Source organism: Mesorhizobium oxytropidicola, assembly GCF_056174625.1.
In genome coordinates, this window is record NZ_CM149692.1 from 4535322 (window position 1) to 4549412 (window position 14091).

Consider the following 14091-nt stretch of genomic DNA (forward strand, 5'->3'; position numbering starts at 1 on the left):
GGTTTTTATTGGTAGCTCACAGCAGATCGCAAATTGCGTCGGCTAGGCTGCCCTCGCAACTCGGATCGTGTGCAGGGTTTCCGGCTTGAGATGCGTATATCTACGCAACATCTCCCAATCCTTGTGACCCGTGACCAGAGCGACCTGTGCTATCGTGAAACCTTTTGACACTCACATCTATGCGGCGCGCGCTGCCAACAGCGCGTGGAGAGCCTCCGGCCGCAGATGGGTGTAGCGCTTCAACATTTTCCAGTCCTTGTGCCCAGTTACCAGCGCAACTTGTTCGATCGTGAATCCGGCCTCGAATAGGCGGCTTGTCCCTTCGTGCCGCAAGTCATGAAAATGAAGGTCGTGGATGTCCAGGTCAGCGCACCCTAAACGGAAGGCGGTGCCGACTGACCTATGATTGAATGGGAAAATTCGATCATCGTCATTGCTTCGCTTGGCCAGTCGGTCCTCGACAATGGCCCATGCGTCGTACCCAGTTGCCGCGAACAAGGGTATGCGTTGATTGTTCCCGTTTTTGTTTCGCGGGTCTTTCCGGTCACGGATTAGAAGCATCCGCGTGCGGGCGTCCATGTCGGACCATCGCGCTTTGCAGATTTCCTCCTGGCGCATCGCGGTTGCGACTGCGAAACGTATTATCTGGCCAACCGGCGCTATTTGACGAGGATTTGCTTCGAAGTGGGCGATGAGCCTGTCGAGTTCATCCTGGGTCGGCCTCCTGTCGCGCTGATTGCCTTTCCCAACGAGGCCAAGTCTCTTTAGGGCGATACGCGCGAGATCAACCGGTTCGACCTTGACGGGCAGGCCGTGCACCGCAGCGGCATGAGCCAGAATGAGTTTTACAAAGCCGATGTCGATGCTGAGCGTCATCGGTCCGGCACCTTGGGCGGCCCGGTCGCGCCCAAAACGTATGAGCCGTTCGCGATCGAGAGCCGCGATGCTGCATTTCCCCAGATGTCTTTGGAGCATATCGAGGGCTGCGGCCTTGGAGCGGCGAGGGGACTTGCCTACGTCGCACATGTCGTCGATATGAAGGTCGATGAGTTCGCCGAAAGTTTTCAGGCGAGCAATACGGGACTTGGTCGGCGTCTCGCCACGATCGACTTGGCGCTCGGCTTCGGTTGCCCAGCGCCGTGCGTCGTCTCGGCGCAGGAAGGTCTCGCTGACGTAGCGGCCCTTGCGACGGACTTGGACACGCCAGGAACCGGACGAGAGTTTTGTGTAGGTGGCCATTTTTTCGTGTGCGCTCTGTGTGCACTGAGAGATCGAAACGTGGCGAAAAGGGTCGTATTCTGGCGTAAATTCGTGTGCACTCGGTAGGTTCTAACGATTTGATGTTAAAGAAAAAATGCTGAAAAATCAAGAGCATAGACTAGCTATTGCACCCATGATGGACTGGACGGACAGGCACTGCCGGTTCTTCCATCGCCAGCTGACGCGCCGTGCGCTGCTTTATACCGAGATGGTGGTGGCCGACGCCGTCATCCACGGTGCGCGCGAGAGGCTGCTCGGCTTCGATGCTCTGGAACATCCCGTCGCCTTGCAACTCGGAGGCTCCGATCCGGCAAAACTCGCCGAAGCGGCGCGCATTGGCGAAGCCTTCGGCTATGACGAGATCAACCTCAATGTCGGTTGCCCGTCCGACCGCGTCCAGTCGGGCACATTCGGCGCCTGCCTGATGAAGGTGCCCGGCCTCGTTGCCGACTGCGTCGCGGCGATGAAGGCGGTGGTGAAAATTCCTGTCACCGTCAAATGCCGGATCGGCGTCGATGAGCAGGATCCCGAGGCGGCGCTCGATGCGCTGGCGGACGGGGTTCTCAATGCCGGCGCAGACGCGCTTTGGGTGCATGCGCGCAAGGCCTGGCTGGAGGGGCTCAGTCCCAAGGAAAATCGTGACATCCCGCCACTCGACTACAACAGGGTCTATCGGCTGAAGGCCAAAAAACCGAACGAATTCATTGGTATCAATGGCGGAATTCAGTCGCTTGAAGAGGCGCGGGCGCATCTCGATCATGTCGATGGTGCCATGCTTGGCCGCGCCGCCTACCACACACCAGGCATTCTGGCTGGCGTCGACGCCGCCTTCTACGGTGCGAAACCCGAGGCCTTCGATTTCGCTGCGCTGATCGATGCGATGGCCGGCTATGCGGCGCGTCACATCGAACAGGGTGGGCGGCTCGGCCATGTCACCCGCCATATGGTCGGACTGTTCCACGGATTGCCGGGTGCACGCCGCTACCGCCAGATCCTGTCGACCGACGCAAACCGGCCCGGTGCCGGGCCTGACGTGCTGAAGACGGCTTTCGCCGCGGTCGAATTCGGTAGAGGGACGGCCGAAGCGGCCTGAGCTCAGTCCCGCAGGATCATGCGGTCGCCGCGCACGTCGAAGCCCGAGAGCGAGCCGATGAAGTTCATGCCAAGCAGGCTTTGGCTCAGCATGCCGGGTGCCGCGACCATCACCGACATGTCCTTGCGCACGATGCCGCCGATCGCCACCGCGTCGGTCTTGACCGCCGCGGCGCGCGCCATGCCGTTGGCTGTCGAAACCGGTATCGTGTAGTTGAGCGCGGCCGGGTTGAAGCCGGCGGCTTGCGCGTCTTCCGACGTCAGCACCGTGCTGGTCGCGCCGGTATCGACAACGGCCCGCACAGGATTGCCATTGACCAGGATGCGCGCTTCGAAATGGCCATTGTCGGCTTTGTCGAGGGTTACGGTGGCGTGGCCGTCTTCAACGCCGAGAGCCAGCGGACTGCCGGGAACAAGCCCGGCGGTCACCCGGCTGGCGACGTCCTGCAGTTCGTAACGATATTGGTAACCGGCGACCAGTGCCAGCACGATTGCCACCCAGGCGCCGAGGTTGCGGGCCATCGCACCCAACGGGCGGCCTGACCGCAGCAGGCCGGCGCCGATCAGGGCGCCGAAGGCGCCAAGCCAGATCAGCCGACCGAAATCGTAGTTCTCGACGCCGAGCGTGCTGCCGGCGGAATCGTTGAGCATGAGGAGGACCGCTCCCACGCCGATCACCGCCATCAAAATCCAGAACAGCCGGCTACTCATTTCGTGCCTCTAAAGTGCGTCGCGTTCACGCGCCATGCGGGTGCGGCGCGTTTCCCGGCGCGGCCGGCGCTCGACCGTTTCCAGCCGGGCCGGCAATTCGGCCATCACATTGCGGCGCGTTTCGGGCGTCATCCCCATCCAGGCGCCGATTTCCTCACGCGTGCGGCCGCAACCGAAGCAGAAGCCGGTTTTCATGTCGATCGAACAGACAAGGATGCAGGGGGATTCGATGGCCGTCATGACTTTCTCTTGAGGATTCCATTCGGAATCCCGAGTTCCATCTCCACATGGTGCAACGGCAAAGCCAATGCAAGCCCTCGCGATCGCGCCTTCCCAGGCCATCTTTGCGGCAATCAAGGCGGATGTTTGGGAGAGGTTGTGCCGATCACGCAACGCGGCTATGCCGCTCCCAACTCCAGGAATGATTGCTCACGACATGATCAGCGCTCTGCCTTTCGACGATTTCCGCAACCTGCTCGACAATCTGCCGGCAGCCGACCTCAAAGCTGAGGCACGGGTGCGCACACTGTTTGCCAAAGCCGACAAGCCAGCGCATTCGCTCGGCCGCATCGAGGACATCGCCGCGTGGCTTGCCGCCTGGAGCGGTCGGGCTCCGCCCGCCGTGACAAGACCGCTGATGGCGGTCTTTGCCGGCAACCATGGTGTTGTCAGGCATGGCATTTCGCCACGCCCGGTGGCGGCGACCGCCAACGCGGTCGAGCTTTGCGCGGCCGGCGGTGCGGCGATCAACCAGATCTGCATCGCCAACGACCTCGGATTAAAGGTATTCGATCTTGCCCTGCACATCCCGACCGGCGACATCACCGATGACGCAGCACTTGACGAGCGCGGTTGCGCGGCGACTATGGCCTTCGGCATGGAAGCGATCGCCGGCGGCACCGACCTGCTTTGCCTCGGCGATCTCGGCGTCGGCAATTCCACCGTCGCCGCCGCACTATTTGCGGCGCTGTTCGGGGGCAGGGGTGCCGACTGGGTTGGCCCGGGATCTGGCGCCGACGCGGCGATGCAGGCGCGCAAGGCTGATGTGGTCGATGCGACGCTGGCCTTTCACCACGGCCATCTCGACGACCCGTTGGAGGTGCTGCGGAGGGTCGGCGGCCGTGAGTTCGCGGCGATAGCCGGCGCCATCCTCGCCGCGCGGATGCAGAAGATTCCGGTGCTGCTCGACGGATTTGCGGCAACGGCTGCCGCAGCGGTGCTTTATGCCGCGAACCCTTCAGCGCTGGACCATTGTCTTCTCGCCAGCCTGTCGCCGGAGCCTGCGCACGCCAGGGCCGCCGAACTGCTTGGCTTCCGTCCGTTGCTCGACCTCGGCATAAGCCACGGTGAAGGGGCAGGGGCTGCCCTTGGCGCAGGCCTGGTCAAGGCGGCGGCGCTGGCCAGTTCGGGCATGGCGGCGGCTGTGCGGGGTTAGGCACATCGGGCGCTGACGAAGGTTCTACCGCCTGCGCGCCGCCACAGCCGCGGTCGGCAGCGCCGGCAGTTCTTCCATCACCCGGCTCAGCGGGAAGATGGCGATCGCCTCGGTGCCTTCGCGCAGCTTGGAATGAAGCTCGAACTCGCCGCCATGCATGGCGAGCAGGCCCTGCACGATCGGCAGGCCTAGCCCGGTGCCCTGTTCGGCGCTCTTGATCGCGATCGAACCTTGGCCGAAGGCCGAGAGCACAATCGGGATCTCATCCTCGGGGATGCCGGGGCCATTGTCCTTGATCGAGATGTATTGGCCACCGCCCGCCGTCCAGCCAACGCGGATTCGAATTTCGCCGCCGGTGGCGGTGAATTTTATGGCATTCGACAAAAGGTTGAGCGTGATCTGGCGCACGGCGCGCTCGTCGGCGAACAGCCGCGGCAATGTCTGTTCGAAATCCTGGACGAGACGGATATCCTTGTTGCGCGCCTTCAACTCCATCATGTGGCAGCAATCCTCTACAATGTGCAGCAACATCACCGGCTCTTCGTTGAGTTGATAGCGGCCGGCCTCGATGCGCGACAGGTCGAGGATCTCGTTGATCAGGTCGAGCAGGTGCTGGCCGGAATCATGCACGTCATGGGCGTAGTCGCGATAGGTGGGATTGCTCATCGGCCCCAGCACCTCATTCGCCATCACCTCGGAAAAACCGAGAATGGCGTTGAGCGGCGTGCGCAATTCATGGCTCATCGAAGCGAGGAACCGCGACTTCGCCAGATTGGCATCCTCGGCACGCCGCCGCGCCTCGTCCGACATCGATTTCGCCGTCTCGACTTCGGCAATCAGCGCATCCGTTTCGGAGCGGAACGACAACAGCATCAGCGAGGAGCGGTTGAGGTGACGGGCGATATAGGCGAAGAAAGGCAACGACACGACGAGTAGTCCGGCCATGATCGCCTCGACCGGCATCCACAGCTTGGTGCCAGCATAGGCGTAGAGCGCGACCGGAACGGCAAAAGTTGCCAGCAACGCCCCGCTCAGGGAAGAGGCCATGACCGCGGTCCCGGCCATGGCAAACAGCAGCACCACCGCCTTGACCACCTGGAACTGGTCGACGGCGCAGGCGCCGCAGCCCAGCAATACGAACCAGGCCCAGCCAAGCCCGCAAAGGAAATGGCCGACCAGGAATTCCCGTTGCGCTTGCAAAGGGTTGAGCTCGGACGCGTCCGTACGCTCAATGCGCCGCGCCATGAAGACGACGATCGTATAGGAGGTGAGCGTGAACAGCGCCCAGAGGCCGATCTCGTTGCCGACGCCGGCGAGCCGGCCGGCCGCGGCGATCGCCAGGACGAGCAGCGGGATGACCACGGCGCCGCTTGTCATGGCGCGCGCGTGGAGTTTCAGCAGTTCGCGGTCGAAATCGAGATTGCCGGCCTGCTGCGAAAGACGGTCGCGCGTCTTGCGCACCGCGCGCGCCACATCGCTGTTGCGATGGGGTTTCCTGCGGTCCACAATGAACTTGTCCGCTGTGTTCGAGCGTTGCAAGGGCATCAAAAGCTTCAATTTATGCGCGCAGCGATTTCAAGGTGTTAAGCTACGTTCGAATGATTAACCAACCGTTTGCCATATGAGCCGTTCCTGGTCGCCGAGATCGCGCCGGCGGTACGCGGCGCCTCGCCCGAGAAGCCTCTGGCACAAGGTGCTGGACTACGGGCTGGCCATCATCATTCTGGGCTTGCTGATCCTGCTGGCGGCGCGCCTCGACCGGGTGGAGACGCGCCAGACGCAAGGTGCTGCCATCATCAATGACGGCGATTCGATCACACTCGGCACCGAGCGCATCCGCATGCGTGGCATCGATGCGCCTGAATACACCCAGACCTGCCGCAGGAACGGCGCCGACTATGCCTGCGGCACGCTTGCGCGCCAGTCGCTGGTGCGCCTGATCGCGGGCAGGCCGGTCACCTGCAGCGGCTGGCAGCGGGATCGCTACGGCCGGCTGCTTGGCGACTGCAAGGCCGGTGGCACCGACCTCAACCGTGCCCAGGTCGAAGCGGGCTGGGCTGTAGCCTTTGGCGACTTCGAAAATGAGGAAGCGACTGCCCGCGCGGCCAAGGTCGGGATCTGGGCAGGTACGTTCGACCAGCCGCAGGACTGGCGCGACAGCCATCACGGCGAGGTCGTGGAGCGAAAGCACGGCACGCTGGCGTCGATCGGCGACGCCGTGCGGGAGATTTTTCGCTTCTGGTGAAGCGTATCGGCTTGGACAGAAAGGGAGGATCGAATGAAGCTCTTCGACGGTGGCCGGGCGCCCAACCCGCGGCGGGTTCGCGTTTTCCTCGCCGAGAAGGGGATCACGGTTCCGCTGGTGTCCGTCGACATGGGGGCGCTGGAGCATAAGGGCCAAACGGTGAGCTCGCGCAATCCTTTGCAGCGCCTGCCGGTGCTGGAGCTTGATGATGGCACCGTCATCACCGAATCCGTCGCCATCTGCCGTTATTTCGAGGAGTTGCATCCGGAGCCGGCCCTGTTTGGACGTGGCGCGCTCGGCAAGGCGCAGGTCGAGATGTGGCAGAGACGGATGGAGTTCAATCTCCTCAGTTGCGTCGCGCAGGCCTTTCGCCATATCCATCCAGCGATGAAGGAATGGGAAATTCCGCAGATCCCCGAATGGGGCGAGGCCAACAAGCCGAAGGCGGTCGCATTCCTGAAACTCCTCGACGGCGAGCTTGCAAACCGGGAATTCGCCGCCGGCGACAGCTATTCGATCGCCGATATCACCGGCCTGATCGCGATCGACTTCATGAAGCCAGCGCGCATCAGGGTGCCGGAGGAATGCACCAATGTGCTGCGTTGGCATCAGGCGATCTCCAGCCGGCCGAGTGCCGCCGCTTGAGCGTGGAACTGGATAGTTTTGCCGCAAAGGTCCGGGCCTGCCGCATCTGCGTCGAAAATCCTGTCGGCAAGCCGCTGCCGCATGAGCCGCGGCCGGTGCTGCGGCCCTCGTCCAACGCGCGCATTCTCATCGCCAGCCAGGCGCCGGGAACCAAGGTGCACCTATCGGGCATGCCGTTCACCGATGCCTCCGGCGACCGCCTGCGCAGCTGGCTCGGGGTGACCAGCGACGAATTCTACGACATCGAGAAATTCGCCATCGTGCCGATGGGCTTCTGCTTTCCCGGCCAGGATGCGAAGGGCGGCGACCTGCCGCCAAGGCGCGAATGCGCTCCGGCCTGGCGTGCGCCCTTGATGGCCTTGATGCCGCGGATCGACCTGGTGCTGACGATCGGCATTTACGCACAGTCCTGGCACATGGGCGCCGCGCGTCGCCGCTCGCTGACGGAAACGGTGATGGACTGGCGCGCCATCTGGGAGAATTCCGTCGGTGCGAAAGTGCTGCCGCTGCCGCATCCGTCCTGGCGCAACAGCGGCTGGTTGAAGCAGAATCCGTGGTTTGAAATGGATTTGCTGCCTTTCCTGCGCTCGGAAATCCGCTATCGCCTCGGTTAGGCATTCAGCAAGAAATCACTCGCTTTTGCGGCGATTGGCAGAATTTCTTTCTTGTGAAAGCCTGGAATAAGAGGGAGTATAGATAAACTATTCCTCCAGGAGCCTCTAATGGACCGCCTTGACCGAAAAATTCTCCGCCTCCTGCAGGAGGACGCGACGCTCGCGGTGGCCGATGTCGCCAAGAAAGTCGGCCTGTCGACCACGCCCTGCTGGCGCCGCATCCAGAAGCTTGAGGAAGAGGGCGTCATCAAGCGGCGCGTCGCCATTCTCGACCACGAAAAGGTCAATGTGCGGGTTACGGTCTTCGTCTCGATCCGCACCAATTCGCACAGCCATGAGTGGCTGCGGCGGTTTTCCGAGGTTATCCAGGAGTTTCCCGAGGTGGTCGAGTTCTACCGCATGAGCGGCGACGTCGATTATCTCTTGCGCGTCGTGGTGCCTGACATCGCCGCCTATGACGCCTTCTACAAGCGGCTGATCGCCAAGATCGAGATCCGTGACGTGTCGTCGTCCTTCGCCATGGAGCAGATCAAGTACACGACCGAGATCCCGCTCGACTACATGGTGCTGGACAAGGAATCGGGCGCTAACGCTGCTTGAGCGCGATCAATTCTTCTTCTTGTTGAGGAAACTCCACGGTGAGTTCACCGGCAGGGTAACGGTGTCCGGCACGGTGTCGACGCTGACCACATCCGCCTTGCGTACGCTGTAGCCCGACTGGATGACGCTGACGCCGTCGAGGATGAACAGCTGGCTCTTTTCCATGTCCTGCTTCAGGGCACCGGTGACGGCGACCGACTGGTAGGCTTGCGACATCTTGTAGGGATGGGCCGGCGTGACCAGCACGATCTGGTTGGGTGGCGGCGTCGGCATGTGGCTGCACGCGCCCGTCCACGGCACCAGCAGGAACTGATAGACGAGATCGCCGTCACGATCGACCGGCAATGCATAGCCGGCTAATTGTATGGTCTTATCCTGCAAACCGACGGACAGCGTCTCGCCATGATCGGGCAATTTTGCCGCGATCATCGGCAGGCCAGCGTCTTCGGCAACCGCCTGGCTCGCCGGCCGCAGATCCTTCCACAAGATGTGCATGGTCTCGGCCGAGGCGCCGACAGCGGAAAGAGACAGCGCGGCCGCGAGCGCGAGGCTTGATCTGACATGGTTCATGGCCGCTTCCTTTGCCTGGGAGTAAAGACGCCGAGGCCCATGACGTCAATGCTCGATACGCATCACATGTCGGCGAGAACCGGCCATGCCGGCCTCGTGGAAGCCGCGCGCCGCAAACATGTCGCGAAAGCCCATGAAACGGTAGCTCGGTGACGCCTCGGCCACCGGATAGGCCTCAATGATGCGCGCTCCCTTGGCGAAGGCATGGTCAATGGCTGCATCGAGCAAGGCCGATGCAAGGCCGCCGCCGCGCAAAACCCTTGGCACATAGAAGCAGACGATCGACCATACGCCCGTCTCGCTGTCGTCCTGCCGCTTTGAAAGCCTGCGATAGGTCTCGCGTGGCGCTATCGAGCACCAGCCAACCGTCTTGCCGTCGACCTCGGCGAGGATGCCGACCGGGGTTCCGGCATCGATGAGCGCCATCATCTGACGCTTCTTCTCATCGTTCTGGATGTGCTCGCGGCCGGAGTGCCGCCAGGCCATGCACCAGCAGTATTTTGGCGCACCCGGCTGCTCGAACAAAGTCTCAAAGCTGCCGCGTGTTGCCGGCGTCACATCGGTGAAGCGGATATTGGCAAGGTCAGATTTTTCTGGCGGCGATCCGCGCGAGCGTTTTGGCATCGGTCAGTTCCTTCACGGCATTCTTGCCGTTCCAGCGCGCGGTCTTGTCCGGGGAGCCGGCAAGCTTCTGGGCCAGCGCAAGGGCAGGGGCGTGCAGGCTCGTCGAACGCTTGCCGATCTGCCGCAGCGCCCAGTTGACGGCTTTCCTGACGAAGTTGCGCTCATCACCGGCATGGGCTTCGATCAGAGGCAGATAGGACAGGAATGTCGCGTCCGGTTCCTTTTTCAGATGCACAGCCGCCCAGGCCAGCATGGCAAAGGCCGTGCGGCGGACGAATTCGCGCTCGTCGGAGGCGAACTCGTCGACCAGATCGCGCCAGAACGGTGTGTCAACGAACAGGTCAGAGACGGTATCGACGATTTCCCAGGAATCGAAATCGCCGGCCCAGCGGCGACATTCTTCGATGGCGATCTTCTTCGGCTCGCCGGTGAAAGCCGCCAGCAGCCGCGCTTCGCGAATGCCGCTGGCCCACAGCGCCAGGGACCGTCCGTGGTTGCGCTTGAGCTTGCGCGCCAATGGCCGCAAATCCGTATTGCCGACGCCAAGCGCGGTCGCCGTGTTGATGCCGAACCGTGCCATGCCGGCGCGGTTTTCCTCGGTGCCGATTGAGCGCAGGTGCGCGACGATATCCTGCGCGGTCCAGTCTGGAGCGGGCAGGGACATGGTCGCCTACTTCTCCAGGCGCGCCAGCAGCGAAGACGTGTCCCAGCGCTTGCCGCCCATGGCCTGCACATCCTTGTAGAACTGATCGACAAGCGCGGTCACCGGCAGCTTGGCGCCGTTACGGTCGGCTTCAGCCAGGCAGATGCCGAGGTCCTTGCGCATCCAGTCGACGGCGAAGCCGAAATCGTATTTGCTGGCATTCATGGTCTTGTGCCGGTTTTCCATCTGCCAGGAGCCGGCCGCACCCTTGGAAATCACCTCGATCACCTTTTCGATGTCGAGCCCGGCCTTCTTGCCGAAATGGATGCCTTCCGACAGTCCCTGAACCAGTCCGGCGATGCAGATCTGGTTGATCATCTTGGTCAGCTGGCCGGCGCCCGCCGAACCCATCAGCCCGACCATGCGGGCATAGGCGTCGATGACCGGCCTGGCCCTGTCGAAGGCAGCCTGGTCGCCGCCGACCATGACGGTCAGCACGCCGTTCTCGGCGCCGGCCTGGCCACCGGAAACCGGCGCATCGAGAAACGAGAACCCGCCGGCTTGCGCGGCTGCCGCCAATTCGCGCGCGACTTCCGCCGATGCCGTGGTGTTGTCGATGAAGACCGAACCTTTCTTCATTGATTTGAAGGCGCCGTCCGGGCCTGTCGTCACCGAGCGCAGATCATCGTCATTGCCGACGCAGGAAAAGACGAAGTCCTTGTCCTTGGCTGCCTCTACCGGCGTCACTGCCAGGCTGCCGCCATGTTGGCCGACCCACTGCTCGGCCTTGGCCCTGGTGCGGTTGTAGACGGTGACGTCGTGGCCGCCCTTGTTCCTGAGGTGTGCCGCCATGGGGTAGCCCATAACGCCAAGACCGAGAAATGCCACAGATGCCATGAACTTGCCCTTCAGACGAAAACGAAATTGCTGCGAAAGCTCTAGAGCAATTCCAGGAAAAGTGTGAAGCGGTTTTCCCACAGGAATTGCGTCAAAACAAAGAGATAGAGCGGTTCGGCGTTTCTGCGAAACGGTGAACCGTTCTAGGCTCTGCGCTCAATTCGTCAAGACGCCTGTGGCACGATCGACTGGTACAGTATGGGAACCCGTCAGCGTTTCAGATGGATGGTGATCCGGCGCTCGATCCATTCGATGGCATGGCGCAACAGCTCGACCATCACGAGGTACACCAGGGCGACCCAGATATAGGACTGGATGTCGAAGGAGTTGGCGAAGGCGAGTTTTGCATTGCCCATCAGGTCGTAGACGGTGATGATGGCGACGATCGCCGAAGCCTTGACCATCAGGATCAGCTCATTGCCGTAAGGCCGCAAGGCGACGACCAGCGCTTGCGGCAGGACGATCTTGCGCAGCGTCTGCAGTTTGTGCAGGCCGAGCGAGGCAGCGCCTTCCCATTGGCCCTTCGGCACACTCTCGATAGCGCCGCGCAGGATCTCGGCCTGGTAGGCGGCGGTGTTGAGCGCAAAGGCGAAGACGCCGCAGTTGAAGGCGTCCTTGAAGAAATCCCAGAGCCCGATCATCTGGAGTTGAGGCCTGAACGACCCCAACCCGTAATAGACCAGAAACGTCTGAACCAGCAGCGGCGTGCCCCGGAAGAAATAAACGTAGCAATAGGCAAGGCCGGACAGGATGCGATTCCTGGACATGCGCCCATAGGCGACAGGCACCGACAGGATCGCACCAAGCACCATCGATATGGAAACCAGCGCGAGCGTTACCCCAAGCCCTTGCAGATAGGCCGGCGCATATTTGGCGAAGAAGGCCGCGTTCCAGGCAAAAAGAGATAGCTGACGATGCCGAGGCCAAAGGCAATCCACAGGCAGACCAGCCCGTAGCCGACGACGCGCCTTCGCGGCCAACCGCGGGCCCGCGGTGGTGGCCGTTCGATCATGGTGGCTGTCGCGCTCATCGTTGTGCCTCCCTTTTGCCGAGCGAGCGCAAGATGGCGCTGGTGGCGAAGGACGACACGACGGCCAGAGCAAGAAAGACCAGAGCCGCTACGCCGTAAAACAGGAAGGAATGCTTGGTGACACGAGCGGCCACGCCGGCGTTGCGCAACGTCTCCGCAAGACCGACGACAGACACCAGTGAGGTGTCCTTCAAAAGGCTAAGCCAGCAATTCTCGAGGCCGGGAAACGCAATGCGCAGCAGCTGTGGCACGATCACCAGGCGCATTGTCTGCCCGTAGGAAAGACCAATGGCATAACCCCCCTCATACTGGCCTTTGGGTATGGCACGGAAGGCCGACAGGAAAACCTCGCTGGCATAGGACGAGAAGATCAGGGCAAGCACGATCATGCCGGCGACGAAGCTGTTGACGTCGATGGTCGCTTCGGGTCGAAAATACCGGATGAGATGCTGCAGCAGGATCGGCACGCCGAAGAAGAACAGGAAGAGCGTCACCAGTTCCGGCAGGCCGCGAAAGACCGTGGTGTAGATGTTGGCGGCCAGGCGTAGCGAAGGTTCTTCGGACTGCTTGGCGAGTGCAATGAAAAAGCCGATCGTCAATCCGATCGGCAGGGTGGCGAGCGCAAGCGCAACGGTGATCAGTGCGCCATAAACAATATCGTCACTCCAGCCATCGGGTCCCCAACTGAGAAGTGTCCATATGCTCTGGGCTGGCATCGACAGGTCTTATCCCCACGGCCTAAGATGAATAGAAAGACGGCGGGAATTTTCCCGCCGTCTTGATCCTGTCTATCAGGACTCGGCGCCGAAGACGTCGAACTTGAAGTACTTGTCGTTGATTTCCTTGTATTTTCCATTGGCGCGGATGGCGTCGATGGCCTCGTTGAGCTTGTTGACCAGGTCGGTCTCGCCCTTGCGGACGGCAATGCCGGCGCCCGGCCCGAAGATCTCGACCGGTTGCGGCGACGGCTGGCCGAGAATCTTGCAGCAGGCGCCATCAGGCGAATCCAGCCACTGCTGCAGCACCACGATATCGTCCTCGATGGCGTCGAGACGACCGTTGGCAAGATCTGCCTGCTCCTCGGGGCTGCTCGGATAGCCCTTCACGGTGCTGTCGGTGTAGGTCTTCGAGGCATAGTTGAAATGGGTGGTCGTCGTGGCGACACCGATGGTCTTGCCGGCGAGATCCGCCTTGGTCACGCCCTTCAGGGTCGAGTCTTTCGGCACGGCGAGCGCCGAAGGCGTGTTGTAGTATTTGTGCGAGAAGTCGACCTTCTCCTTGCGCTCCGGCGTGATCGACATCGAAGCGACGATGGCGTCGAACTTGCCGGCCTGAAGTGCGGGGATGATGCCGTCCCAATCCTGGGCGACGAAGGTGCACTTGACCTTCATCTGGTCGCAAAGCGCCTGGGCGATGTCGATGTCGAAGCCGACGAGCTTGCCGTCAGAGGTCAGGTTGTTGAAGGGGGGGTAGGCGCCTTCGGTGCCGATCCGCAGGGTCTTCTCCTGGGCCTGGGCGACGCCGAGCGTCAGCAGCGCAGCCGATGCGGCGAGCGCGATACGCAGTGCAATACGCATGATAGTCCTCTCTTTATGGTCCCGGCCGTCGTTCCGAAACGGCTCTGTGGGGCGGTGCTTTTGACCGCCCGCTGGCGCGATACTCCACTCTTTCCAAGAAAAAAGCAACTGCAAAACCACCGAAATCGGTAATGGGGTTCTGCCGTTA

16 protein-coding genes and 1 pseudogene are annotated in these 14091 nt (G+C 61.9%); 6 read left to right on the plus strand and 11 right to left on the minus strand.

The features are described 5' to 3' along the window. Positions 1 to 177: 177 nt before the first annotated feature. Positions 178 to 1239: a site-specific integrase gene (locus tag AC0V8S_RS22600; RefSeq protein ID WP_475433459.1), complete on the minus strand. Its 1062-nt coding sequence runs from the start codon at positions 1237 to 1239 to the stop codon at positions 178 to 180. Positions 1240 to 1354: 115 nt separating this feature from the next. Here AC0V8S_RS22600 and dusA point away from each other — a divergent pair, with 115 nt between their 5' ends. After that, a complete protein-coding gene (gene dusA, locus AC0V8S_RS22605; RefSeq protein WP_475433461.1) occupies positions 1355 to 2353 on the plus strand; it encodes a tRNA dihydrouridine(20/20a) synthase DusA in 999 nt (332 codons plus the stop codon). A 2-nt stretch (positions 2354 to 2355) separates the two neighbouring features. On the opposite strand, the gene AC0V8S_RS22610 is transcribed toward dusA, so the two are convergent. Both AC0V8S_RS22610 and AC0V8S_RS22615 read right to left on the minus strand, forming a co-directional pair. Beyond that, positions 2356 to 3063, minus strand: a complete 708-nt coding sequence (locus AC0V8S_RS22610) for a TIGR02281 family clan AA aspartic protease (protein ID WP_475433463.1) — start codon at positions 3061 to 3063, stop codon at positions 2356 to 2358. Between the two features lie 9 nt (positions 3064 to 3072). Beyond that, complete coding sequence (locus tag AC0V8S_RS22615; protein WP_010909481.1) at positions 3073 to 3303, minus strand: DUF1289 domain-containing protein; 231 nt, start codon at positions 3301 to 3303, stop codon at positions 3073 to 3075. Between the two features lie 196 nt (positions 3304 to 3499). Here AC0V8S_RS22615 and AC0V8S_RS22620 point away from each other — a divergent pair, with 196 nt between their 5' ends. Continuing rightward, positions 3500 to 4498, plus strand: coding sequence for a nicotinate-nucleotide--dimethylbenzimidazole phosphoribosyltransferase (locus AC0V8S_RS22620; protein ID WP_475433465.1), 999 nt, complete (start codon positions 3500 to 3502; stop codon positions 4496 to 4498). Positions 4499 to 4522: 24 nt separating this feature from the next. On the opposite strand, the gene AC0V8S_RS22625 is transcribed toward AC0V8S_RS22620, so the two are convergent. After that, entirely contained in the window at positions 4523 to 6043 is a 1521-nt protein-coding gene (locus tag AC0V8S_RS22625; RefSeq protein WP_475433467.1) for a sensor histidine kinase, read from the minus strand. 76 nt (positions 6044 to 6119) lie between these two features. Here AC0V8S_RS22625 and AC0V8S_RS22630 point away from each other — a divergent pair, with 76 nt between their 5' ends. The 4 genes from AC0V8S_RS22630 (at position 6120) to AC0V8S_RS22645 (ending at position 8602) form a co-directional block, all read left to right on the plus strand. Continuing rightward, a complete protein-coding gene (locus tag AC0V8S_RS22630; RefSeq protein ID WP_095200193.1) occupies positions 6120 to 6743 on the plus strand; it encodes a thermonuclease family protein in 624 nt (207 codons plus the stop codon). A gap of 33 nt (positions 6744 to 6776) precedes the next feature. Beyond that, positions 6777 to 7388: a glutathione S-transferase gene (locus tag AC0V8S_RS22635; protein WP_475433469.1), complete on the plus strand. Its 612-nt coding sequence runs from the start codon at positions 6777 to 6779 to the stop codon at positions 7386 to 7388. Then, the gene (locus tag AC0V8S_RS22640; protein ID WP_475433471.1) at positions 7328 to 8002 is read left to right on the plus strand and encodes a uracil-DNA glycosylase family protein; all 675 of its coding nucleotides are present in this window, start codon (positions 7328 to 7330) and stop codon (positions 8000 to 8002) included. Before AC0V8S_RS22635 ends, AC0V8S_RS22640 begins: the two co-directional genes overlap by 61 nt. A gap of 108 nt (positions 8003 to 8110) precedes the next feature. Then, complete coding sequence (locus AC0V8S_RS22645; protein WP_006205209.1) at positions 8111 to 8602, plus strand: Lrp/AsnC family transcriptional regulator; 492 nt, start codon at positions 8111 to 8113, stop codon at positions 8600 to 8602. Positions 8603 to 8608: 6 nt separating this feature from the next. Here AC0V8S_RS22645 and AC0V8S_RS22650 read toward each other — a convergent pair whose 3' ends face one another. From AC0V8S_RS22650 to AC0V8S_RS22680, 7 genes and pseudogenes are all read right to left on the minus strand, one after another. After that, a complete protein-coding gene (locus AC0V8S_RS22650) occupies positions 8609 to 9172 on the minus strand; it encodes a DUF3299 domain-containing protein (protein WP_475433477.1) in 564 nt (187 codons plus the stop codon). Between the two features lie 45 nt (positions 9173 to 9217). Then, complete coding sequence (locus AC0V8S_RS22655; protein WP_475433479.1) at positions 9218 to 9796, minus strand: N-acetyltransferase family protein; 579 nt, start codon at positions 9794 to 9796, stop codon at positions 9218 to 9220. Then, positions 9756 to 10460 carry a DNA alkylation repair protein gene (locus tag AC0V8S_RS22660; RefSeq protein WP_475433480.1) on the minus strand — a complete coding sequence of 235 codons (705 nt, stop codon included), beginning with the start codon at positions 10458 to 10460 and terminating at the stop codon, positions 9756 to 9758. Before AC0V8S_RS22660 ends, AC0V8S_RS22655 begins: the two co-directional genes overlap by 41 nt. Before the next feature lie 6 nt (positions 10461 to 10466). Further along, positions 10467 to 11336 carry an NAD(P)-dependent oxidoreductase gene (locus AC0V8S_RS22665; RefSeq protein WP_475433482.1) on the minus strand — a complete coding sequence of 290 codons (870 nt, stop codon included), beginning with the start codon at positions 11334 to 11336 and terminating at the stop codon, positions 10467 to 10469. A 209-nt stretch (positions 11337 to 11545) separates the two neighbouring features. Beyond that, positions 11546 to 12366, minus strand: a pseudogene (locus tag AC0V8S_RS22670) (ABC transporter permease). After that, on the minus strand, positions 12363 to 13082 hold the full coding sequence (locus AC0V8S_RS22675; protein WP_095200201.1) for an ABC transporter permease: 720 nt from the start codon (positions 13080 to 13082) through the stop codon (positions 12363 to 12365). The pseudogene AC0V8S_RS22670 and the gene AC0V8S_RS22675 overlap by 4 nt, the downstream one beginning before the upstream one ends. A gap of 75 nt (positions 13083 to 13157) precedes the next feature. After that, the gene (locus AC0V8S_RS22680; protein WP_095200202.1) at positions 13158 to 13943 is read right to left on the minus strand and encodes an ABC transporter substrate-binding protein; all 786 of its coding nucleotides are present in this window, start codon (positions 13941 to 13943) and stop codon (positions 13158 to 13160) included. Positions 13944 to 14091: the final 148 nt, after the last annotated feature.

Excerpts from the sequence above, each read along its gene's own strand:
- AC0V8S_RS22600 (WP_475433459.1), bottom strand. The coding sequence starts at position 1,239 with ATGGCCACCTACACAAAACTCTCGTCCGGTTCCTGGCGTGTCCAAGTC.
- AC0V8S_RS22680 (WP_095200202.1), bottom strand. The coding sequence starts at position 13,943 with ATGCGTATTGCACTGCGTATCGCGCTCGCCGCATCGGCTGCGCTGCTG.
- AC0V8S_RS22675 (WP_095200201.1), bottom strand. The coding sequence starts at position 13,082 with ATGCCAGCCCAGAGCATATGGACACTTCTCAGTTGGGGACCCGATGGC.
- AC0V8S_RS22635 (WP_475433469.1), top strand. The coding sequence starts at position 6,777 with ATGAAGCTCTTCGACGGTGGCCGGGCGCCCAACCCGCGGCGGGTTCGC.
- AC0V8S_RS22650 (WP_475433477.1), bottom strand. The coding sequence starts at position 9,172 with ATGAACCATGTCAGATCAAGCCTCGCGCTCGCGGCCGCGCTGTCTCTT.
- AC0V8S_RS22615 (WP_010909481.1), bottom strand. The coding sequence starts at position 3,303 with ATGACGGCCATCGAATCCCCCTGCATCCTTGTCTGTTCGATCGACATG.
- AC0V8S_RS22640 (WP_475433471.1), top strand. The coding sequence starts at position 7,328 with ATGCACCAATGTGCTGCGTTGGCATCAGGCGATCTCCAGCCGGCCGAG.
- AC0V8S_RS22645 (WP_006205209.1), top strand. The coding sequence starts at position 8,111 with ATGGACCGCCTTGACCGAAAAATTCTCCGCCTCCTGCAGGAGGACGCG.
- AC0V8S_RS22630 (WP_095200193.1), top strand. The coding sequence starts at position 6,120 with ATGAGCCGTTCCTGGTCGCCGAGATCGCGCCGGCGGTACGCGGCGCCT.
- AC0V8S_RS22625 (WP_475433467.1), bottom strand. The coding sequence starts at position 6,043 with ATGCCCTTGCAACGCTCGAACACAGCGGACAAGTTCATTGTGGACCGC.
- AC0V8S_RS22655 (WP_475433479.1), bottom strand. The coding sequence starts at position 9,796 with ATGCCAAAACGCTCGCGCGGATCGCCGCCAGAAAAATCTGACCTTGCC.
- AC0V8S_RS22665 (WP_475433482.1), bottom strand. The coding sequence starts at position 11,336 with ATGGCATCTGTGGCATTTCTCGGTCTTGGCGTTATGGGCTACCCCATG.
- dusA (WP_475433461.1), top strand. The coding sequence starts at position 1,355 with ATGCTGAAAAATCAAGAGCATAGACTAGCTATTGCACCCATGATGGAC.
- AC0V8S_RS22660 (WP_475433480.1), bottom strand. The coding sequence starts at position 10,460 with ATGTCCCTGCCCGCTCCAGACTGGACCGCGCAGGATATCGTCGCGCAC.
- AC0V8S_RS22620 (WP_475433465.1), top strand. The coding sequence starts at position 3,500 with ATGATCAGCGCTCTGCCTTTCGACGATTTCCGCAACCTGCTCGACAAT.
- AC0V8S_RS22610 (WP_475433463.1), bottom strand. The coding sequence starts at position 3,063 with ATGAGTAGCCGGCTGTTCTGGATTTTGATGGCGGTGATCGGCGTGGGA.